Source organism: Mesorhizobium sp. IMUNJ 23232 (assembly GCF_044326205.1).
Lineage (GTDB): Bacteria > Pseudomonadota > Alphaproteobacteria > Rhizobiales > Rhizobiaceae > Kumtagia.
This window is the reverse complement of record NZ_JBIRCY010000002.1, coordinates 103,772-123,215: the sequence shown is the minus strand read 5'-3', so window position 1 is coordinate 123,215 and position 19,444 is coordinate 103,772. Positions and strand designations below refer to the sequence as shown.

Sequence of the window (19,444 nt, the reverse complement as noted above, 5' to 3'; positions counted from 1 at the left end):
CGCGCCCGGTATCGCCAATCGCTAACGTTGCAGAAGGAGCGCCGCGTTGCCGCAAGCCACCTTCTCCCCGTTCACGGGGAGAAGGTGCCCGAAGGGCGGATGAGGGGCGGCGCCATCGGTCGATCATTCGCCGGCTCATTTGCCCCCCGCAATACTGCCCGCCGCGGTCGGTGCGCCGCCGCCGGGGACCGTCAGCTTCCACAACTGACCTTGCAGGTTCGCTTCGGTGCTCGCCGCCAGCACGGTGGCGTCCGTGACCCACAGTGTCTCGCCGGAAAAGATGCAGTTGGTCGGCGCGCCGCCGACATCGATGAAGGCGTCGACCTTGCCATTGGGCTGGACGACGTGGATGCCCTTGCCGACGAGGTCGGTGACGTAGAGCCGTCCGTCCGCGCCGATCTTCATGCCGTCGAGGATCGGATTAGCGCCCGGCATCTTTCCGAGGTCTTCTATCTTGCCACTCGGGCGGCGGCGGCGGACGTGGCCGGTGTACGATTCGTCCCAGATGACGGAGCCGTCCGCCTCGACGGCGAGCCCGTTCGGGAATACCGGTTTTTCGAACGCCACGACGACACGCGGCGTGCCGTCCGGCGCGATGGCGAAGATGTAGCTGGGGTCGGGATTGGCCGGATTGTAGGTGCCGGGATCGGTGAAATAGAGGTGGCCGTCTGCGCCGAAGACGAGGTCGTTCGGGCCGTTCAGCTTGATGCCTTCGACCTCGGTGACGAGGATGACGGCCTTGCCGCCCGGCTCGACGCGCTGGATCGACGGCACGCTCATCTCCGCAGCGCGCCACGGCCCGACCGTGCCGCCATTCTGGCAGACATAGAGTTCGCCCCTGGCGCCGACGACGCAGGAATTCGGCGCGCCGGCGGTGTAGGCGAGGCGGCTGACCTTGCCGTCGCGGAACACCGAAAGCTGGCTGCGGTAGCTCTCGACGAAGACGACGCTGCCGTCCTTCTGCAGCGTCGGTCCCTCCGGCCAGCCGAGGCCGGTGGCCATGAGTTCGGGTTCGCCATATGTGGTCATTTGACGGCTCCTGCGGTCAGGCCGCGCACGATGTAGCGCTGGATGAAAAGCGAGAAGATGAGGATCGGAACGACGGTGACGACGCCAACCGTGGCCGCGATGTTCCAGTCGATCGGTCGCTGTGCGCTGACCAGCGTGGCCGCGCCGAGCGAGATGGTTTGCAAGGCGCGGGAGTCGATGATGTAGAGGGCGACCAGAAACTCGTTCCAGGTGAACAGCGCGCCGAACAATGCGGCCGTCACCATGCCCGGCCGAACGATGGGCAGGATGACGCGCCACAGCGCCTGGATGCGGGTGGCGCCGTCGATCATCGCCGCTTCGTCGATCTCCTGCGGCACTTCGTCGAAGAAGCCGATGAGGATCCAGACCACGAGAGGCAGCGAGAAGGAGACGTAGGGCAGGATCAGCCCTGGATAGCTGTTCGTCAGGCCGATCGCCTTGACGGTCAGGAACAGCGGGATGGCGACCGCGATGGGCGGCATGAAACGCATCGACAGGATGGTGCTGGCCATGCGGTCGCTGCCTGCGAATTTGAGCCGCGAGAAGGCGTAGGCGGCGGGCGTGCCGATGACCAGCGCGATCAGCGTCGACAGGCCGACGACGATGACGGAGTTCAGCGTGAAGGACAACATGCCCTGGCTGAACAGAACCTCGGAATAGTTCTTGGTGATCTGCGCCCAACTGAAGTTTAGGGTCGGCGGCACCTGCGCGACGATTTCTATCCTTTTCTTGGTGGAAAGGATCGCGAGGTAGAGAAATGGGGCTGCGCCGATGATGCCGAGCGCGACCAGGCCGACATAGGCGATGAGGCGACCGGGTTTCATCGCGCCTGCCCCGGCCGGAGCTGCACGTAGCGCAGCAGGATGGTCGTGCCGACCGCGATGATGATAAGCATCGAATAGGCGACGGCGGCGGCGTAGCCGTAGTTCTGGAACTGGAACCCGTTCTGGAAGGAGAAGAAGGCGAGCGTCGTGGTGCCGCGCGCCGGCCCGCCATAGGACAGGCCGTAGATCAGGTCGAAGGAGCGGAAGGCATCGACCGCCCGGAACACGGCGGCGAAGACGATCGCCGGCATCAGCATCGGCAGGACGACGCGGCGGAATTTGACGATCGGCCCCGCGCCGTCGACCTCCGCCGCCTCGAAAATCTCGCGCGGCAGTCCCTGCAGGCGGGCGAAGACGATGATGAAGACGAACGGCGTCCATTGCCAGGTGTCGACGAGGATGAGCGTCACCATCGCCATGCCGACGGAGCCCAGCCAGTCGGGCGGCGTGATCCCGATGGCCGAGATCGTCCAGTCGACCATGCCCCAGTCCGGGTTGAGCAGCGCGCGCCACATGACGCCGACGACGATCGGCGTGATCAGCATCGGCAGCAGCAGGATGCCGCGCACGATCCAGGCGCCCTTGAGGTCGAGGTCGAAGAACAGGGCCAGCGCCACGCCGAGCACCACCTGCAGGGCGACGGCGGCCGTCACCATGATCGCGCTGTTCATGGCGGCGTTCCAGAACAGCGGGTCGGCGAGCAGCGTGTTATAGTTGGCAAGCCCGACAAAATTGCCGGTGCCGGTGGCGGCCGTCAGGTCGGTGAAGGACAGCCTCAGGGAATAAAACAGCGGATAGATCGAAAAGGCGATGAGGTAAAGGACGCAGGGCCCGAGCAGCAGCCAAGCGGTCAGCGCCGGCCGGTCGCGGCCTTCGATGACCGCGACCGGTTGCTGAGCGGCACTTACGGCGCTCATGCTTCGGCCCCCGCCGAACTTTTCCCGCTCAGGCGAGGTGCCCCGCCTTGCGCAATGCGTCTTCCCACTGCTTCTGCACCTTTTCGCAGGCGGTCTTGGCGTCCTGCGTGCCGATGAGGGCCGCGTTGAACTCGACATTCATCATGTCGTTCAACTGGAAGAATTCCGGGATGCGACTGGTCGGAATCGTATCGGCCGTCTCGATCGCCGTCAGCGCGTCCTTGAGATACGGGAACTTTGCCACGAGTTCCGGATCCTTGAAGGCCGAGGTGCGGTTGGCGTCGATATTGTACTTTTCGATCGAGTAGCGGTTGACTGCCTTGTTGGTGATCCAGGTCAACGCCAGCCACGCCATGTCCTTGCGCGCCGGATCGAGGTTCTTCGGAATGCCGACGCCCCAGCCGCCCTGGATCGCCTTGGGCGACTTGCCGTCGCCGGAGGGCACCGGGGTCGTGCCGGTCTTGTCCGCGACCATCGAATTCTCGGCGTTGAGCACCGGACCGGCGATGGTCGCCCAGAAGATCATCTGGGCGATCTTGCCGGTCGAGAAGCCGTCGACGTTTTCGGCAAAGCCGTATTTGGTGACGTTCTTCGGCGCGTAGGGCAGAAGGTCGATCAGCATCTGCAAGGCGCCGACGCCTTCCGGCGAGTTCACCTGCGGCATGAAATTCTTGTCCTTCGGCGAGCCGGTCATCAGCTTGCCGCCGGTGGTGATGAAGCGCGTGTACCAGTCGACCGCGGCCAGCGAGAAATCGTTGGCGCCGATGAAGGAGCAGCCGGCGACGTCGTCGGTATGGAGTTTTTGCGCGGCCGCCTTGAATTCGTCCCAGGTCTTCGCCGGCTGCAGGCCGGCCGCCTCGAACAGATCCTTACGATAGAAATAGATCACCGAACCGGAATGCAGGCCGGGAATGCCGTACACGTCCTTGCCTTCACCGACGGCGCCGGCCGCCATGTCGAATATGCCGACATTCTTCATTGCCCCCGGAATGAAATCGGCAAAATCCCAGTCCGGCGGCGTCTTTGCCGGATCGTCGATGTAGGAATTGAGCTGCTCGTACATGCCGCCGCCGACCTGCTGGGTGGTCAGGAAGCCGAGATATTCGATCAGGTCGAAGGACGAGCGGTCGGCCTTGAGGTTCTGCAGCGTCTTCTCGATCAGCGCGCCGAGCGCCGGCGAGGTGATCTCCATCTCCATGCCGGTTTCCTCGGTAAATTGCGGCAGCATGTCGGCCAGCGCGCGATGGTCGTTCTCGTCGCCGGTCATCAGGATGCTGACCTTCTGGCCGGCATACTTCTTCATGTCGAAATCGGCTGCGAACGCTGCGCCCGTCCCGAACCGCCCGGCCAGGGTTGCGGAAATCCCGAGTATGCCCGCGCTCTGCAGCAGGCGGCGGCGGTCGATCGAGGCATGCGCGAGCGCGTTCAAAACGCCTGTCTTGGTGCTGTCGTCCATATTTTCCTCCCGAGGTGAAACGCCAAGCTCGAAACGTCGGCTTGCACCAAGCTAACTACGCTGCTTCGCGCTAGTCAATCGTTTGAGTGATGTCGTGTTATCGATTCCATCCAAAATTCTGAAAAAATGCGCCCGGCAGACGATTTCCGGGCCGGCGAGCTAGTCAAACCATTGCCTAAATCTTGGATCGGGTCTTTTCTAGGCGCGGGAGCGCGCGACAGAACGGGCGCGAAACGCCGGAATCGGATTGGGAGGAGACAGTGTCATGAGCGGGAAAAGCGTCGTCGTAACAGGCTGCGGAACGGGCATCGGCAGGGCCATCGCGCTGCGGCTCGCGGCCGATGGATGGAGCGTGGTCGGATTGGAACTGAACCCGGAGACGGGCGGAAAGACCCGCGCCGATCTTGGCGACGGTCATGACGTGATCATCGGAGATGCCTCGGAGCGTGCCGTTCTTGCCGCCGTGCGGGAGAGGGCGGAAGCCTTCGCGCCGCTCTGCGGCTGGGTGAACAATGTCGGCATCGCCCTGATGGGCAACCTGCACGAGCCCAGGGAGCCCGAGGTCGAGCGGCTGATGAAGGTCAATCTGATGTCGCATTTCTGGGGATCGTCGGAGGCGATTTCAACCTGGGTGCGGCAGCGCAGGGTGGGTGCCATCGTCAACGTCTCGTCGGTTCACGGCCGCTCCGCCTTCAACATGTGGGCGGCCTATGATTGCGCCAAGGCCGGCATCGACGCGCTGACCCGTTATATCGCCGTCGAATACGGGCCGGTCGGCATCCGCGCCAATGCGGTGGCGCCGGGCGCGATCCGAACGCCGCTGGTCAGCCAGGTGATCCGCGAGAGCCCGGACCCCATAATTGCCGAGCGCGAAATGTCGATCCAGCATCCGCTGGAGCGCATCGGAGAACCGGAGGAGGTGGCCGCGGCCGTCGCCTGGCTGCTTTCCGACGAGGCGTCATTCGTTACCGGACAGTCGCTGGCGGTCGATGGCGGCTTGACCTCGCGCTGCTATCGATACAATCCAGATGCGCAATTGCTTGCCCGCTATCAGGAGGCGCGTGCTTGACAGAACCGCCGCGTCCCCGGCCCGCCACGCTGAAGGACATCGCCACGGCCATCGGCGTCGACATCTCGACGGCGTCGAAGGTCGTCAATGGCGGCGGCATCAGCGTGCGCCCGGAGACGCGCAAGGCCATCCTCGACGAGGCGGCGCGGCTGAACTACCGGCCACATGCGCTGGCGCGGAATCTGCGGACGCGGCGCACCGGCGCCATCGGCGTGCTGCTGCCCGACCTCACCAACCCGATCTACGCCGCGACGATCCGCGGGGCCGTGCGGCGGGCCGAGGAACTGGGCTACGTCACGCTGGTCGCCGAGGCGCAGGACGACGCCGCCTCGGCGTCGATCTACGGCAAGCTGGTGGCGGAGCGGCGCATCGACGGCTTCATCATCGCGGTGGCCGCCAAACGCGACCTGATCGCGGCGATCGACGCCCAGCCGGTGCCGCATGTCTTCGTCAACCGCCGCGCCAGCATCGGGCGCAGCGTCACGGTGGATGACGAGGCGGCGGCGCGGCTTGCGGCGCGCACGCTGATCGAGGCCGGACACAAGCGGCTCGGCTTCATCGGCGATTCCGACGAGATGGACACGGCGCGCCGCCGCCGTGCCGGCTTTTTCGGGGAGGCCAGGAAGGCCGGACTGCCTGACGTGGTGGACGCGGTCGAACCCTATTCGCGGCGCGGCGGCTTCGACGCCTGCCTGAAACTGCTGGCCGCAAAACCGCGTCCCACGGGGATCTTCGCATCAAACCTTCTGGTCGGCATCAGCGCGCTGGCCGCCGCCCGCAGCCTCGGCGTGCGGGTGCCGGAAGACCTTTCCATGGTGACGCTGGACTTCGAGGACGCAAATTATTCCGCGCCGCCGCTGACGGCCATCGCCATGCCGCTCGACGAGATGGGAACGCTGGCCGTCGAGGAACTGCATGCCATGATAGAGGGCCGCGAGCCGAAGGACGTTGTGGTCGACGTCGCGCCGACGCTGATTTCGCGCGCCTCGGTAGCGCCGCCGCCGAAGGCTCGCAAATAGCCTTATAGAGGCAGGATTTCCGAGCGCTTGACCTGCTTCAACGCAAAGCTGCTTTCGATCGACGCGACGTTATCGAGCCGGGTCAGTTTGTCCTTCAAGAATTCCTCGTAGGCGTCGAGGTCGCGCACGACGATGCGCAAGAGATAATCGCGCTGGCCGGTCATCAGGTAGCAGTCAAGCACTTCCGGCCAGCGCGTGACGGCCTGCGAGAAGCGGTCGAGGTCTTCTTCGCGCTGCCGCTCCAGCTTGATCGAGGCGAAGGCGCTGATCGGCAGGCCCGCCTTTTTCTGGTCGATGACGGCGGTGTATCCCTTGATGATGCCATCCTGCTCCATCAGCCGCACGCGCCGGGCGCAAGGGGACGCAGACAGCCCGACACGATCGGCAAGCTCTTGCGCCGTGATCTTTCCGTCAACCTGGATCGCGGCGATGATTTTCCGGTCGATCTCGTCCAGTTCGCGCATTGGTGATTTCCCCGCTTCTGCCGAACAGGATTAGCTGGATTCACCAATTCTGACTATTCGTGAAGCGAAGATTAGCCGCAAAGTATCGCCGCTGCTTGCTATCATCGCTGCGTCGGAGGGGATGCCAATGAACAAGCATGATCTCGCCACGCTTTCGGCCCTGGAGCGCAAGGTGCTGTGGCTGGCGACCTGGATGATCCACAACGCCAACCATCTTCGCGACAGCGACGACGGGCTGAAGGTCGGCGGGCATCAGGCCTCGTCGGCGTCGCTCGCCACGATCATGACGGCGCTCTATTTTTCGGCGCTGCGCCCGGAGGACCGTGTCGCGGTGAAGCCGCACGCCAGCCCGATCTTCCATGCGATTCAGTACCTGCTCGGCAACCAGAGCCTGGAAAAGCTCAGGAACTTTCGCGGCTACAAGGGCGCGCAATCCTATCCGTCGCGGACGAAGGACGTCGACGACGTGGATTTCTCCACCGGTTCGGTCGGGCTCGGCGTGGCGCAGACGCTGTTTTCGGCCTTGGCGCAGGACTATGTGCGCGCGAAAGGCTGGGGGCTCGAGCGGCCGGAGGGCAAGATGGTGGCGCTGATCGGCGACGCCGAGATGGACGAGGGCAATATTTTCGAGGCGCTGCTGGAAGGCTGGAAGCACGGGGTGCGAAACACCTGGTGGGTGGTCGACTATAACAGACAAAGCCTCGACGCCGTGGTGCGCGAGGGCCTGTGGGCTCGCTTCGAGGCGATTTTCCGCAATTTCGGCTGGGATGTCGTTATCCTCAAGCATGGCGAAATCCAGCAGCAGGCGTTTTCCGAGCCGGGCGGCGAGAAATTGCGCGAATGGATCGATGCGTGCCCGAACCAGCTCTATTCGGCGCTGACGTTCCAAGGCGGGGCTGCTTGGCGCAAGCGGCTCAGCGACGATCTCGGCGACCAAGGGCCGGTGTCGAGGCTGATCGACAGCCGCAGCGATGACGAATTGGCGCGGCTGATGGGCAATCTTGGTGGCCACGACCTGCCGTCGATCCTCGACGCCTTCGAGCAGGCCCGCAAACATGACCGCCCGACCTGCTTTATCGCCTACACCATCAAGGGTTTTGGCTTGCCGCTGGCGGGCCACAAGGACAATCATGCTGGGCTGATGACGCCGACGCAGGTCGAGACGCTGCGCAAGGGGATGAGCGTGGGTGACGGGCGCGAGTGGGAGCCGTTCGAGGGGCTCGACATCTCCGAAGCCGACCTCAAGCGTTTCTTGTCGGCGGTGCCGTTCGTGCAGGCCGGCCGGCGACGCTATTCCGCGCCAGCGGTTCCCGTGCCGGAGACGCTGGCCTTCTCGCAGCAGCCCGCGATGTCGACGCAGCAGGGGTTTGGCCTGCTCATGCACGAGATCGGCAAGAGCGATGCGCCGCTCGCAGACCGCGTCGTCACCACTTCCCCTGACGTGACCGTCTCCACCAATCTCGGCGCGTGGATCAACCGGCGCGGTCTGTTCGCGCGCGACGAACTGGCTGACGTGTTCAAGGCGGAGCGTATTCCCTCCACCTACAATTGGACCTTCTCGCCAAAAGGCCAGCACATGGAACTCGGCATCGCGGAGATGAACCTGTTCATCATGCTGTCGGCGCTCGGCCTGTCGCATTCGATCTTCGGCGAGCGGCTGCTGCCGGTCGGTACGCTCTATGACCCGTTCATCGAGCGCGGTCTCGATGCGCTGAACTATGCCTGTTACCAGGACGCCCGGTTCATCCTCGCCGCGACGCCTTCGGGCGTCACCTTGGCGCCGGAGGGCGGCGCGCACCAGTCGATCGCTACCCCGCTGACCGGCATGGCGCAGGATGGGTTGGCCAGTTTCGAGCCGGCCTATGTGGATGAACTCGCGACGATCCTGCGCTGGGCGTTCGATTACATGCAGCGTTCGGGCGATGCCGAGCCGGACGCCCGCAGTTGGCTGCGCGATCTCACCGGCGGTTCCGTTTATCTGCGCCTGTCCACCCGCTCCATCGAGCAGCCGAAGCGGGCGATCACGCGGGACCTCGCCCAGGACATGATCGACGGCGCTTACTGGATGCGCCGGCCGGGTCCGAACGCGCAGATCGTGGTCGCCTATACCGGGGCCGTCGCGCCGGAGGCGATCGAAGCGGTCGGGCTGATGGCCGAGGACCGCCGCGATGTCGGCCTGCTGGCTGTCACCTCCGCCGACCGGCTGAATGCTGGCTGGACGGCGGCGTCGCGGGCGCGGGAGCAGGGGGCTTCCCAGGCGCTGAGCCACATCGAACGGCTGTTGCTCGGTGTGCCGCCGCATTGTGCGCTGGTGACGGTGCTGGATGGGCACCCGGCGACGCTCGCGTGGCTGGGCTCTGTCATGGGACACCGCACGCGCTCGCTTGGCGTCGAGCATTTTGGGCAGACCGGCACGATTGGCGACCTCTACCGGCATTTCGGCATCGATGCGCGCGGCATCGTCACAGCGGCGCAAGCAGTCGCGCCCGGCCGGCCGATCCGGCATTTGCGGGCGGTGTGAGCGAGGCAACTACAATCGCGGAATGCTGCGGTCCCAATCGCGGCGTTTCACCAGTTCGCCATTTTCGAAGGCCTGCATGGAGGCCTTCACCTCGAAGGTTGTCGGGGTGCAGTACACGCGCGTCGAGGTCTCCGTCCTGATGTCCCAGCCGTCGCGGTTCAGCCGCCAGGTTGCGCGGGTTTCGGCGGTCGTCGCCGACGGGTCGCCTTCTCGAACGCGATAATGCTCCTCGGAATCCGCCGCGAAGGACAGGTCGATTTTCGGCAGCGTATAAGACGCGCGCTCGCGATGCACGGTCACCACCGTCTCGCCGGTCATCGGGTCCTCGGTGATGGTGCGATTGCGCCCGGCCAGCTTCGTAACCGAATAGGGTTCGGCCTCCGCCTGTTCCGGCTCGGCAAATGGTTTCAGCCGGTCATCCAGCGGCGAGGGCGCCCGTACCGGCAAGCTGAGCGATCCCGCCGAAAGCGTCAGCGTGGCGAGATCGGCAGACGGCCAGGCGATCGGCCAATGCGCGGTCGCCAACGCCAGCCGGATGCGGTGGCCGGCGGGAAACGCCTGCGCGATGTCATTCAGGACGATTTTCACCCGGTAGCGCTTGCCCGGCTCCAGCGGTTCGGGGTTTTCGTGGCCGTCGCGGTGGGTCAGGTTGAGCAGGCCGTAGGTCACCAGCGTCGACGATCCGTCCGGCGCGACATCTTCCAGCCGCGCGGCGATCATCGCCGCCGGTTTGTCGGAGGCGATGTCGAGCGACAGGATCGGCGCGCCGAAGATCTCGAGGCGCTCTTGCAGGGGAGCCGTGTCGAAACAGACCGAACGCCCGTCGTCCGGCCGCTGGTCGGCCGGGAGTTCGCCCGCGAGGCCGTAAGGACACCACTCGCCGAAGGTGACGCCCGTGGAGATGCTCGAAGCGACCAGGATTTGCTGGTTCTCGGCAGGGTTGTCCGCAAGGTCGCGGCCGGACAGATGAAGCACCTTTGCAGGCCGATCGGCTGGCGGCCAGGTCGTCTCGGCGATCCATCGGCCCGGCCGCTCCGCATAGGTCGTTGCCGGGCGCACGCATTCCTGCATCCAGGCGCGCAGCATTGGCTCGTCCATAATGCCGGTGTCGATGCCCTTCAGCCAATAATCCCACCAGCGCAACGCTTCCTGCAAAAATCCGATCTGCGGGCCGGGCTGCGCGGCATTCGGCCAGGCGTGCGCCCACGGTCCGATCAGGCCCTTCTTCGCTCCCGGCAGGCCGGCCAGCATGCGCGGGATGGCGTTGGAATAGCCGTCGGCCCAGCCGCCGACCGCGTAGACGGCGGCGGTGATCGCGGAAAAATCCTCGCGGACCGAACCCTGCTTCCAGTAGTCGTCATAGGTCTGGTGTTCGATCCAGGTGGCCGCCATCAGCGGGTTGTTGTCGAGCCGCTCCAGCCACATGTCGCGCCAGCGCTCGCCGACCACCTGCGGGTCCGGGGGCTGCGCGCCATAGGCGAACATGGTCGAGGCCCAGGCGATGGAATTGTTGAGCAGGCAGCCGCCCATGAAATGGCAGTCATCGGCATAGCGGTCGTCGGTGGAGCAGGCGGTGATGATCGCCTTCAGCGCCGGCGGGCGGTGGCTCGCCACCTGCAAGGAATTGAAGCCGCCCCATGAGATGCCCATCATGCCGACTGTGCCGCTGCACCAGGGCTGAGCGGCCAGCCAGGCGATCACTTCCACCGCGTCGGCCTGTTCCTGCGGCAGATATTCGTCATGCAAAATGCCGTCGGAATCGCCGGAACCGCGCATGTCGACACGGACGCCGGCATAGCCGTGTCCGGCGAAATAGGCATGCGTCTGGCGGTCTCGCAGCACGGTGCTGTCGCGGCGGCGGTAGGGCAGGAATTCGAGGATCGCCGGCACCCGATCGCTTTCGGCATCGTCCGGCAGCCAGATGGTGGCGGCCAGCCGCGTGCCATCCGAGAGCGTGATCCACTCGGTGTCGACGGTGCGGACGCGCCTCGGGAATTCGGTGATGGTCCGGATAGTCATGAATATCTTTCCCGGGGTGCTACGACGAAGCCGTCACGCCCCCTTGCCAAAGGATACGGCCCGGGTCGGCGGCCGCGTTCCACGAACCAACGCCAAAACGGAATGAATTGTCTAGACGTATCGGGCTTGCGGAGTGGGCTTTCTTGTGTGCGAAATGAGTTGCCTTCAGTTTGAAAGCCGGGACGAATTTTCTCATCGCACGTCGCCGGCAACCGGATTTTGAAAGGAACGACCATGGGCTACGAAGTTACGCGGAGAGGTTTTCTAGCGGGGACCGCCGCGGCTGCCGCGGGCGTCACCGTGCTCGGCCAGCCGTGGTCGAATGTCGTGCACGCCGCCGAAGGCCGCATCGTCGTGCGCATCGACGAGGATTTGAAGAACCTCGATCCGGCAAACCGCACCGGCGCGACCGACGTCAATGTCATCCTCGCGGTCGGGCAGGGGCTGGTGAAATTCAAGCCGGGTTCGACCGAATGGGAGAACGATGCGGCGACCGAGATCAAGCAGGTCGACGACAAGACGATCGAATTCACGCTGAAGGAAGGGCTGAAGTTCAGCGGCAATTATGGCGAACTCACTGCCGAGGACGTGAAATTCTCGTTCGAGCGTTTCATCACGCCCGGTCCGGACGGCAAGAAGGTGGATTACGCCGACGATTGGGCGGCATTGGAGTCGGTCGAGGTCACCGGCAAGCTGACCGGAAAAATCCATCTCAAGAACCCGTCGCCTGCCGTCTGGCTGATCGCGCTGGCCGACGGCTCGGGCGTGATCATCTCGAAGAAGGCGTTCACTGAACTCGGCGACAAGTTCACGACCACGCCGATCGGCACCGGCCCCTACATCCTCAAGGAATGGGTGCCGCGCGACCATTTCACGCTCGTCGCCAATCCCGACTATCTCGGCGACAAGCCAGCTTTTTCGGAAATCGTCGGCAAGCCGATCGCCGAGGACAAGACGGCGCAGCTGGCGCTGCAGGCGGGCGAGATCGATTTTACCCGGCTCGATCCGGCGGTGGCAAAGGATGTCGCGGCGACGGCTGGCCTCAAGGTCGAGAAATTGTCGGCCATCGACTACATTTGGATCGGCCCGAACATCGAGAAAAAACCGTTCGACGACGTGCGCGTGCGGCAGGCGGTGCGGCTGGCGCTGGACGTTCCGGCAATCATTGCCGCCGCCTATAACGGCTCGGTCGAGCCCGCCTACGCACTGGAGGCCCCGGGCATCCTCGGCTATTGGGCGGATGCGCCGAAGCGCGAGCGCGACATCGAGGGCGCCAAGAAGCTGCTCGAGGAAGCAGGGCAGGGTGGCGGCTTCTCGACGCGGCTCACCGTGCTCAACAAGGCGGTCGCGCAGGCGACGGCGGCGGTCGTGCAGGCCAACCTCGCCGAGATCGGCATCGACGTGCAGATCGACGCCATCGACGAGGGCGCCTATTGGGCCTATGGCGAGAACGACGCCTCGAAGGATCTCGACCTTGTGCTGGTCGAATATCGCGGCAAATTCGATCCGGGTTTCCAGACGCAGTGGTTCACCTCCGACCAGATCGGCAAGTGGAACTGGCAGCGCTGGGGCAGCAAGGAATTCGACGACCTGCACAAACAGGGCGGCATCGAGACCGACGTGAAGAAGCGCGAGGAAATCTACATCGCCGCCCAGAAGCTGATGGACGACTCTGCCGCCTTCTGGTGGATCACCCACAACGCCTACACCTTCGGCTTCAAGGACACGCTGTCGCCCGGCATCCTGCCGAATGGCAACCAATGGCAATACGCTTCGTTCAAGCAGGCTTGACCTGTCTGAACCGAAACGAGGACATCGAGGCGCCCGGCTCTCGTGCCGGGCGCTTGCCGTTAGCGGGATGCCAGGGCCGATCCTCATGAACCTTTTCTGGAACGAAGGCAGCCTGTTCCGCTACGGCGCGTTCCGGCTGGCGACAGCTGTCCTCGTGCTCATCGGCTCGATGACACTGCTCTGCTGCCTGACGCTCATCGTCAAGGGCGACCCGGCGACGATCCTGCTCGGCCCGCGCGCCACGCCGGAAGCGGCGGCGCTGCTGCGCGAGCAGATGGGGCTGAACCTGCCTCTGTACGAACGTGTCGCGCTGTTTTTCTTCAATGCGCTGCGCGGCGATCTCGGCGCCGACGTGATCAATGGCCGGCCGGTCGCCGCGATGGTTTTCGCGGCGCTTCCCAACACGATGCTGCTCGCCGTGTCGGCGATCGGGCTGGCGGTGCTGATCGGCATCCCGATCGGTTGCTATGCTGCCGTCCGGCAGGGCAGCCTGCTCGACCAGGGGCTTGCGGTGGTCAGCGTCGGGCTGGTCGCCACGCCGAGCTATGTCGTGGCAATCCTGCTGCTCTATTTCTTCGCGGTGCGGCTCGGCTGGTTTCCGGTGCTGGGGGCAGGAGACGCCGGCAATCCGCTCGACCAGCTTCACCACCTCGTGCTGCCAACGGTGGCGCTCGCCGTTGGCTGGATCGGCTACATCGCCCGGCTGGTGCGAACCTCGCTGCTGGAAGTACTGGGCGAGCCCTACATTCGCACGGCGCGCGCCTACGGCCAGCCGGAACGCCGCGTCGTCATGAAATACGCGCTGAAGCTCGCCTGCATCCCGACCGTCGCCATTCTTGGCGTCGGCATCGGCGAACTGATGGGCGGCGCGCTGTTCGTGGAAATCATCTTCAACCGGCCGGGGCTGGGCTCGCTGATCTTCGATGCGATCCGCAACCGCAATTATCCGATCGTGCAGGGCGGCATCCTGGTGGTCGTTACCGTCTTCGTCGTGGTCAACCTTCTTGTCGACCTGTCCTATGCCTGGCTCGATCCGCGCGTGCGCGACAGTCTCGGCAAGGCCGGCGGCGGAGCCTGACCCGTGGAGGTGCTTCGCCGCATATGGGCGAGCCCGGGCGGCAGGCTGGGCCTGATCGCCACGCTGCTGGTGGTCTTTGGCGGGCTCGCCGCGCCGCTGCTCGCCACGCATCCGCCGAACCAGCTCGACGTCGCCGCACGGCTGACGCCGCCCTCGGTCGCACACTGGCTGGGCACCGACCAGCTTGGGCGAGACCTGTTTTCGCGCGGGCTTTTCGGCACGCGCATTGCCATCGGCGTGGCGCTGTCGGTCACCGCGACGGCGCTGGTGGCCGGCATCCTGCTTGGCGTTACAGCGGCCAGCACGCCGCCGGCGATCGAGCGCGTTATCCTTGCCACATTCGACATTATCAGCTCGTTTCCCAGCCTCATCCTGGCGCTGGCGCTGGTTGCCGTGCTGGGGCCCGGGCTGCTCAACATCATCATCCTGGTCACCATCGTCTTTATCCCGCAGTTCGGGCGGGTCGCGCGGGCGCAGACGCTGGCGATCAGGCAGCGGCCGTTCATCGAGGCGGAGCGGGCGCTGGGCGCATCCGCCCCGCGCATCATGCTCTTCCATGTTCTTCCCAACATCGTCGGACCGATCGTCGTGCTGGCCTCCATGAACATCCCGGTGGTCATCACGCTGGAAGCCGGACTGAGTTTTCTCGGCGTCGGCATCCGCCCGCCGCTGGCGAGCTGGGGATCGATGCTGTTCGACGGCTTCACCTATCTCGAACAGTCGGTCTGGCCGGTGCTGGTCGCCGGCGGCATGCTGACGCTGGCGACGCTCGGCTTCACGCTGTTCGGCGAAAGCCTGCGCGATGCGCTCGACCCGAAGCTGAGGCGCGAGCCATGAAGGGTGACAGCCTGGTCGAGATCCAAAATCTGTCGGTGGATTTTTCCACCGCCAAGGGCGCGCTGCATGTGCTGCGCGATGTCAGCCTGTCGATCGGCCGCAACCGCGTCGTCGGTCTCGTCGGCGAGAGTGGCAGCGGCAAGTCGACGCTGGCGCTGGCGCTGCTCGGGCTGCTGCCCGACAATACGGGCGAGGTCTCCGGCCGCATCGAACTCGACGGCGAAAACCTGCTCGACGTACCGCCGGAGGAACTGCGGAAGCTGCGCGGCGGGCGCATCGCCATGATCTTTCAGGATCCGATGACGGCGCTGAACCCGGTGTTCTCGATCGGTACCCAATTGGTGGACGCCCAGCGCAACCGCCATCCGGGGCTTGGCCGCCGGGAGCTCCTGAAACGTGCCTCAGACATGCTTGTTCGCGTCGGCATCTCCAACCCGCAGGCGCGGCTCGCCGCCTATCCGCACCAGCTCAGCGGCGGCATGCGCCAGCGCGTCATGATCGCCATGGCGCTGCTCTGCGAGCCCGACATTCTCATCGCCGACGAGCCGACGACGGCGCTCGACGTGACCATCGAGGCGCAGATCGTGCGGCTGCTCGGTGACCTGCGCGCCGACTTCAGCGGCTCGATCGTGCTGGTCTCGCACAGCCTTGGCCTGATCTCCGAACTCTGCGACGAGGTCGCTGTCATGTATGCCGGCAAGGTAGTGGAGAGCGCGCCGACGAAAGACCTGTTCGGCAACCCGCGCCATCCCTACACGCTGGCGCTGCTCGCCTGCGAGATCGATCCGGACGATGAACCGGGCGAGGCGCTGGTGACGATCAAGGGCGGCCTGCCCGATCTGATCGACGTGCCAAAGGGTTGCATCTTCGCCGCGCGTTGCCCGTCGCGCTTCGAGAAATGCGTGGAGGAGCCGCCGCTGCGCGAGGTGCAGGCAGGCCATAAATCGGCGTGCTGGCTGGTATGACCGACAGCGTGCAAACCATCGAAGTCGAGGACCTGCGCGTCACCTTCTCCGGTGGCGTCCAGGCGGTGGCCGGCATCAGTCTGGCGCTGAAGGTCGGCGAAACGGTCGGGCTGGTCGGCGAAAGCGGCAGCGGCAAGACGACGCTTGCCAAGGCGCTGGTCAGGCTGAACCGGCCGACCTCCGGCAAGGTGAAGCTCGAGGGCCGCGACCTGACCAGCCTGACGCGGGCCGACCGGCTGTGGCTGCGCCGCCGCGTGCAGATGATTTTTCAGGACCCGCTGTCGTCGCTGTCGCCGCGCATGAAGATCGCATCGCTGCTGGCCGAACCGATCAAGATTCATGGTCTCGACCGCCGCGAGCGCTGGCCGCAGGTGCTCGATCTGCTTGCGCGGCTCGGCCTCTCCGAGGCGCAGCTTGAGAAATATCCACACCAGATCAGCGGCGGCCAGGCGCGGCGCGTGGCGATTGCGCGGGCGCTGGTCACCGATCCGTCCTTCCTGATCGCCGACGAACCGACGGCCGGACTGGATGTCTCGGTGCAGGGCGAACTGCTCAACCTGCTCGCCGATCTGCAGAAGCGGCATTCGCTGGGCATCCTGATCGTCAGCCATAATCTCAATGTCATCGGCCGCATCACCGATCGCGTCGCCATCATGTATCTCGGCAAGATCATGGAGGAGGGGGCGACGCGCACCGTGTTCCGGTCGCCGCGCCATCCTTATACGCATGCGCTGCTGTCGGCCAATCCGGTCATCGACCCCGAGCACAAGCGCACAAAACTGGTGCTGAGCGGCGAGATTCCGAGCCCGTCGAAGCCGCCATCGGGTTGCCGTTTTCACACACGCTGCCCGCGCGCCCAAGACCGCTGCCGCGTCGACGAACCGCTGCTCACCGGGCCAGAAGGCCAGCGCTACGCCTGCCATTTTCCACTGGAAAGCGCCGCGTAGAGCGTTTCGGCGTCGGTACCGAGCGGCCGGTCTTCCCGCAACGTCGCTACATGCGCGCGAACCGCCGCGTGGATCGTCCTGATCCTAGGGCTCTGTACGAAAGGCCGGTGTTTCTGAACGGTGTCGTTTAGTTCGCCGTCGCGCAAGTCCACCGCCTGCGCCGCAGCCATCAGCTCGAAGGCAATGAGCCGCCGCCACAGCGCGATCATCTCGGCGCATTTGGCGATCGTCAGCGGCGTCTGCGTCGCATGGTCCTCGACGCCCTCGGACACCGGCAGGAAGTCGAGCATTACCGGGTTCGCCTTGTGACGGATGGCGGCGAGGATAGCCGTCACCGTCTTCTGCAACGGCACGAAGCCTGCCGACGCGCCGCCAATCGGCGACAGATATTTCGGCAGGCCGTTGCGGCCGGAGCCGGTCAACTGGATGAAACGCGCCGCGCTCGCGGCGGCGGCCTGCGCGACGGCGAGGCCAAGCGTCTCGAAGGCGAGCGCCAGCGCCGGTGTATGGAAATTGCCGGTGGAGAGTACCAGCGCGTCGTCGGCCAGCACCAGCGGGTTGTCGGCGGCGGTGTTGAGTTCGATCTCTATCGCGCGCCGTGCTTGGCCGATGGCGTCGAGCAGCGCACCGTGGATTGAAGGTACGCAGCGGATCGACAGCGGATCTTGGAGCGTGCCGGGTGCCGGTTCGGCGTCGCGGGCCAGCAGGGTGCGTAACTGCGCCGCGGATTCCGCCTGGCCGGGAGCCGGCCGAGCCGCTTGAAGACGCGGATCGAGTATCGTCAGGTTGGCGCCCATCGCATCCATGGTCAGCGCCGCGGCCTGCTGCTGCTGGCCGAAGGCCGAAAGCGCATCGGCGACAGCCAGTGCTCCCGCGCCGGCCGAAATCGCCGAGGCATTGATAAGCGACAGCCCGTCTTTCGGAGCGAGGTTGACGGGCGACAGGCCGGCATCGGCCAGCGCCTCGCCAGCCGGAAGGCGCTCGCCGCGATAGTCGGCTTCGCCTTCGCCGATCAGGCAGCGCGCCAGCGCCGTCATCAACACCAGATCGCCCGCGCCGATGGAGCCGATCGACGGCATCAGCGGATGTATCCCGGCGTTCAGCGCTGCAACCAGCGCCTCGAACACTTCCGGCGAGATGCCCGAGCCGCCACGCGACAGCATCGACGCGCGCGCAAACATCGTCGCGCGGACGGTCTCGACTGGCAGCGGCTCGCCGACCGCCCCCGAGCGTCCATGCAGAAGCTGCCGCTGGAATTCGCTGGCATCGCCCTCGACCGACGTGCCGAGATTGGCGCCGAGCCCGGTGTTCAGGCCGTAGATGCGCTGGCCGCCGGCCGCGACCCGATTCAGCACCTCGCGCGCCTTGCGAATCCGCTCTGCGACAGCGGGCGTGGTGCCGACAACTGCGCCGTCACGAGCGACGGCCACGACGTCCTCGACCGTGGCGGACCCGCCGCCGATCTCGACCGTCTTCACGCGAAGCGCAGCCTCTGACCGATGCCTTTGGCCGCCGCCTTGGCAAGCATCGCCTTGCCCAGCGCGATGTCGGACAGCGACAGGCCGCGATGCCAGAACAGGATGGTCTCGCCATCGCTTTCGCGGCCCGGCTTTCTGCCGACGGCAATCTGGCCAAGTTCGGCATGCAGCGTCCGTTCGCTCAGCCGGCCGGTCTCGACATGGGCGCGCAGCGAGCCGAATTTTCCGCCTTTGCACTGGCCCCAATCGTCGACGACCATCTTGTCCATGATGTCGGTCAGTGACAGTTCCACCGCGCTCATCGTGCCGTAGGGGACCACGAAGGCGCCTGGCTTGATCCATTCCGTCTTCAGCATCGGCTCGGGCTTGCTGAGCCGCGAGGCCTCGACCACGATATCCGCGCCTTCGACGCAACTGCGCCAATCCTGCGTGGCGACCACCGGCTTGCCGAGGTCGGCTGAAAGTTTGGCGGCAAAACCGTCGCGACTCTCCGGGCGGCGCGAATGCACCCGGATTTCGTCGAAATCGAACAGGGAATCGAGCAGCCGCACGTTCCAGTAAGCCGTGCCGCGCGCGCCGATATGGCCGAGGATTTTCGAACCTTTTCGCGCCAGATGCTTTGCGCCGAGCGCCGTGACCGCGCCTGTGCGCATGTCGGTAATCACCGTCGCGTCGAGGATGGCGCGCGGCATGCCGGTGCGCGGATCGAACAGGTTCAGGATGCCGAATTCCGAGGGCAGGCCATGCAGATAATTGTCGACATAGTCGCCGACGATTTTGACACCCGCCGCATCCAGCGGCGCAACATAGCCGCGCAAAACATTGAAATGGCCGTGGAAATCCGGATTTGGCTCGAGATGCACGCGCGGCTCGATCACCGTCTGGCCGTTGCCCTGGGCGATCAGTCCGGCCTCGACCGCGTCGAGGATTTCGGCGTCGGTCATCGCCAGCGCCTCGATGTCGAGGGCGTTGAGATAGTCGATGTAGATTGCCGTCATGCGCGCCGCTTCCTGGTTCCGGCCGGTGATAT

Annotated in this window: 16 protein-coding genes; 8 read left to right on the top strand and 8 right to left on the bottom strand. The window is 65.3% G+C overall.

From position 1 onward, the window contains the following. Positions 1-135 precede the first annotated feature (135 nt). The 4 genes from ACH196_RS02465 to ACH196_RS02450 are packed head-to-tail and all read right to left on the bottom strand — an operon-like array spanning position 136 to position 4,226. Positions 136-1,029, bottom strand: coding sequence for an SMP-30/gluconolactonase/LRE family protein (locus tag ACH196_RS02465; protein ID WP_396644634.1), 894 nt, complete (start codon positions 1,027-1,029; stop codon positions 136-138). Next, complete coding sequence (locus ACH196_RS02460) at positions 1,026-1,853, bottom strand: carbohydrate ABC transporter permease (protein WP_396644632.1); 828 nt, start codon at positions 1,851-1,853, stop codon at positions 1,026-1,028. The genes ACH196_RS02465 and ACH196_RS02460 overlap by 4 nt, the downstream gene beginning before the upstream one ends. Continuing rightward, positions 1,850-2,770, bottom strand: a complete 921-nt coding sequence (locus ACH196_RS02455; RefSeq protein WP_396644631.1) for a carbohydrate ABC transporter permease — start codon at positions 2,768-2,770, stop codon at positions 1,850-1,852. Before ACH196_RS02455 ends, ACH196_RS02460 begins: the two co-directional genes overlap by 4 nt. 28 nt (positions 2,771-2,798) lie before the next feature. Then, positions 2,799-4,226: an extracellular solute-binding protein gene (locus tag ACH196_RS02450; protein WP_396644629.1), complete on the bottom strand. Its 1,428-nt coding sequence runs from the start codon at positions 4,224-4,226 to the stop codon at positions 2,799-2,801. Positions 4,227-4,491: 265 nt separating this feature from the next. Between ACH196_RS02450 and ACH196_RS02445 the strand changes: the two genes are divergently transcribed. Both ACH196_RS02445 and ACH196_RS02440 read left to right on the top strand, forming a co-directional pair. Next, the gene (locus tag ACH196_RS02445; RefSeq protein WP_396644627.1) at positions 4,492-5,295 is read left to right on the top strand and encodes an SDR family NAD(P)-dependent oxidoreductase; all 804 of its coding nucleotides are present in this window, start codon (positions 4,492-4,494) and stop codon (positions 5,293-5,295) included. Next, positions 5,292-6,314, top strand: a complete 1,023-nt coding sequence (locus ACH196_RS02440; protein ID WP_396644625.1) for a LacI family DNA-binding transcriptional regulator — start codon at positions 5,292-5,294, stop codon at positions 6,312-6,314. Before ACH196_RS02445 ends, ACH196_RS02440 begins: the two co-directional genes overlap by 4 nt. Positions 6,315-6,316: 2 nt before the next feature. On the opposite strand, the gene ACH196_RS02435 is transcribed toward ACH196_RS02440, so the two are convergent. Then, positions 6,317-6,778, bottom strand: a complete 462-nt coding sequence (locus ACH196_RS02435; protein ID WP_396644623.1) for an Lrp/AsnC family transcriptional regulator — start codon at positions 6,776-6,778, stop codon at positions 6,317-6,319. A 121-nt stretch (positions 6,779-6,899) separates the two neighbouring features. Here ACH196_RS02435 and ACH196_RS02430 point away from each other — a divergent pair, with 121 nt between their 5' ends. Beyond that, the gene (locus ACH196_RS02430) at positions 6,900-9,299 is read left to right on the top strand and encodes a transketolase (RefSeq protein ID WP_396644622.1); all 2,400 of its coding nucleotides are present in this window, start codon (positions 6,900-6,902) and stop codon (positions 9,297-9,299) included. A gap of 9 nt (positions 9,300-9,308) precedes the next feature. On the opposite strand, the gene ACH196_RS02425 is transcribed toward ACH196_RS02430, so the two are convergent. Next, a complete protein-coding gene (locus tag ACH196_RS02425) occupies positions 9,309-11,318 on the bottom strand; it encodes a CocE/NonD family hydrolase (RefSeq protein ID WP_396644621.1) in 2,010 nt (669 codons plus the stop codon). Positions 11,319-11,552: 234 nt separating this feature from the next. Between ACH196_RS02425 and ACH196_RS02420 the strand changes: the two genes are divergently transcribed. The 5 genes from ACH196_RS02420 (at position 11,553) to ACH196_RS02400 (ending at position 16,936) form a co-directional block, all read left to right on the top strand. Then, positions 11,553-13,109, top strand: coding sequence for an ABC transporter substrate-binding protein (locus ACH196_RS02420; protein ID WP_396644619.1), 1,557 nt, complete (start codon positions 11,553-11,555; stop codon positions 13,107-13,109). An 85-nt stretch (positions 13,110-13,194) separates the two neighbouring features. Beyond that, on the top strand, positions 13,195-14,187 hold the full coding sequence (locus ACH196_RS02415) for an ABC transporter permease (protein ID WP_396644617.1): 993 nt from the start codon (positions 13,195-13,197) through the stop codon (positions 14,185-14,187). Between the two features lie 3 nt (positions 14,188-14,190). Further along, positions 14,191-15,024 carry an ABC transporter permease gene (locus ACH196_RS02410; RefSeq protein ID WP_396644616.1) on the top strand — a complete coding sequence of 278 codons (834 nt, stop codon included), beginning with the start codon at positions 14,191-14,193 and terminating at the stop codon, positions 15,022-15,024. After that, positions 15,021-15,989 carry an ABC transporter ATP-binding protein gene (locus tag ACH196_RS02405; protein WP_396644614.1) on the top strand — a complete coding sequence of 323 codons (969 nt, stop codon included), beginning with the start codon at positions 15,021-15,023 and terminating at the stop codon, positions 15,987-15,989. The genes ACH196_RS02410 and ACH196_RS02405 overlap by 4 nt, the downstream gene beginning before the upstream one ends. Beyond that, complete coding sequence (locus ACH196_RS02400) at positions 15,986-16,936, top strand: ABC transporter ATP-binding protein (RefSeq protein WP_396644612.1); 951 nt, start codon at positions 15,986-15,988, stop codon at positions 16,934-16,936. The genes ACH196_RS02405 and ACH196_RS02400 overlap by 4 nt, the downstream gene beginning before the upstream one ends. Here ACH196_RS02400 and hutH read toward each other — a convergent pair. Together hutH and ACH196_RS02390 are read right to left on the bottom strand one after the other, a co-directional pair. After that, on the bottom strand, positions 16,900-18,414 hold the full coding sequence (gene hutH / locus ACH196_RS02395) for a histidine ammonia-lyase (RefSeq protein WP_396644611.1): 1,515 nt from the start codon (positions 18,412-18,414) through the stop codon (positions 16,900-16,902). The two genes, ACH196_RS02400 and hutH, sit on opposite strands and share 37 nt — an antisense overlap. Beyond that, positions 18,411-19,412, bottom strand: coding sequence for an ornithine cyclodeaminase family protein (locus ACH196_RS02390; protein WP_396644763.1), 1,002 nt, complete (start codon positions 19,410-19,412; stop codon positions 18,411-18,413). The genes hutH and ACH196_RS02390 overlap by 4 nt, the downstream gene beginning before the upstream one ends. Positions 19,413-19,444 lie beyond the last annotated feature (32 nt).